Here is a 2,500-nt window from a genome sequence, read left to right on the forward strand (position 1 = left end):
GTGTGGTTGCGGGGGTAGGATTTGAACCTACGACCTTCAGGTTATGAGCCTGACGAGCTACCGGGCTGCTCCACCCCGCGTCACCGAGTGTTGCGTTCGAGCGGAACGCGAAGAGGGCCTTCGAGGGCCCTCTTTGGGGCACTTTAGTGCCCTTTGTCATTGTGATGGGTTTTTCAGCACGCCGGCTACAATGCCTGGCGACGTCCTACTCTTCCAACGCTTGAGCGTTAGTACCATTGGCGCTGACAGGTTTCACGGCCGAGTTCGAGATGGGATCGGGTGGGTCACTGACGCTATGGTCACCAAGCAATGGAGACGGCGTGCTGTTTTTTAATCGATTGCCCGTGCTGCTCCATGTGGAGCTGATATCTGGCTGGATGATCGTCCGATCATCAAGACAAGCGCTGCTTGTTGGCAGGGTTGTCATTGATGGTGGGATTCATCAAGCATGAACAGAGTTATTAGGACCGGTTAGCTCCATGCGTTACCGCACTTCCACACCCGGCCTATCAACGTGATGGTCTATCACGACTCGAAGATACCTAATCTTGAGGGAGGCTTCCCGCTTAGATGCTTTCAGCGGTTATCCCGTCCATGCATAGCTACCCTGCTGCGCTCCTGGCGGAACGACAGGTACACCAGAGGCATGTTCAACCCGGTCCTCTCGTACTAGGGTCAACTCCTCTCAAGTATCGACGCCCACGGCAGATAGGGACCAAACTGTCTCGCGACGTTCTGAACCCAGCTCACGTACCACTTTAATTGGCGAACAGCCAAACCCTTGGGACCTGCTCCAGCCCCAGGATGTGATGAGCCGACATCGAGGTGCCAAACGATTCCGTCGATATGAGCTCTTGGGAATCATCAGCCTGTTATCCCCGGCGTACCTTTTATCCGTTGAGCGATGGCCCTTCCACGAGGGACCACCGGATCACTATGACCGACTTTCGTCTCTGCTCGATTCGTCAATCTCGCAGTCAGGCAGGCTTATGCCATTGCACTCTTGCAGCCGGTTTCCAACCGGCCTGAGCCTACCATCGCGCGCCTCCGTTACTCTTTAGGAGGCGACCGCCCCAGTCAAACTACCCGCCACAGAGGGTCCCTGCACCGGATAACGGTGCGAGGTTAGACATCAGAACATAACAGGGTGGTATTTCACCTATGGCTCCACACCAGCTGGCGCCGGTGCTTCAAAGCCTCCCACCTATGCTACACAATTCTATCCTAATGCCACTCTGAAGCTGCAGTAAAGGTGCACGGGGTCTTTCCGTCTAACCGCGGGTACTCCGCATCTTCACGGAGAATTCAATTTCGCTGAGCATATCCTGGAGACAGTGGGGAAGTCGTTACGCCATTCGTGCAGGTCGGAACTTACCCGACAAGGAATTTCGCTACCTTAGGACCGTTATAGTTACGGCCGCCGTTTACCGGGGCTTCAATTCGGAGCTTGCACTCCTCCTCTTAACCTTCCGGCACCGGGCAGGCGTCAGACCCTATACGTCGTCTTGAAGCCGACTTAGCAGAGTCCTGTGTTTTTGCTAAACAGTCGCTACCCCCTGGCCTGTGCCCCCCGACAGAGCTTGCGCTTAGCCGGGGCCTCCTTCTTCCGAAGGTACGGAGGCAATTTGCCGAGTTCCTTCAGGATACTTCTCTCAAGCGCCTTGGTATACTCTACCTGACCACCTGTGTCGGTTTCGGGTACGGTCTATACGGTGGGGCTATTTCCTGGAACCTCTTCAAAGCACAACCAATCCAATAAGGTTGTACAATACACGAGATCCGTCACACACCACCAGGCCCACGAATATTAACGTGGTTCCCATCGACTACCCCCTTCGGGCTCGTCTTAGGGGCCGGCTCACCCTGCTCAGATTAGCTTTAAGCAGGAACCCTTGGTCTTTCGGCGAGAGGGCATCTCACCCTCTTTATCGCTACTCATGTCAGCATTCGCACTTCCGATACGTCCACGGTCGGTTACCCTTCCGCTTCACTCGCTTACGGAACGCTCCGCTACCGCTCAGATCAAAGATCTGAACCCTAAGCTTCGGTGCATCACTTTAGCCCCGTTACATTTTCGCCGCAGGAACCCTTATTTAGACCAGTGAGCTGTTACGCTTTCTTTAAAGGATGGCTGCTTCTAAGCCAACCTCCTGGTTGTTTTGGGATTCCCACATGCTTTCCCACTTAGTGATGACTTGGGGACCTTAGCTGTAGGTTAGGGCTGTTTCCCTTTTGACGACGGACCTTAGCACCCGCCGTCTGTCTGCCGGATAAGTCTCGTTGGTATTCGGAGTTTGGTTAGTATTGGTAGATCTCGCGACCCCCGCAACCATCCAGTGCTCTACCCCCAACGGCATACATCCGACGCTCTACCTCAATAGATTTCGCGGAGAACCAGCTATTTCCCGGCTTGATTGGCCTTTCACCCCTAAACACAACTCATCCGAGAATTTTTCAACATTCAACGGTTCGGTCCTCCAGTGCGTGTTACCGCACCTTC

At 54.4% G+C, this 2,500-nt stretch carries 1 tRNA gene and 2 rRNA genes (1 of these 3 cut by a window edge); all 3 read right to left on the minus strand.

Annotated features, from left to right (window positions below):
• Window positions 1–3: 3 nt before the first annotated feature.
• Window positions 4–80: transfer RNA gene (locus ACZ1II_RS00005), tRNA-Met, on the minus strand.
• A 112-nt stretch (window positions 81–192) separates the two neighbouring features.
• Window positions 193–307 (minus strand): 5S ribosomal RNA (rrf, locus tag ACZ1II_RS00010).
• Window positions 308–441: 134 nt separating this feature from the next.
• A 23S ribosomal RNA gene (locus ACZ1II_RS00015) occupies window positions 442–2,500 on the minus strand (it continues 736 nt past the right edge of the window).

Source organism: Novosphingobium sp. BL-S-20 (assembly GCF_055521635.1).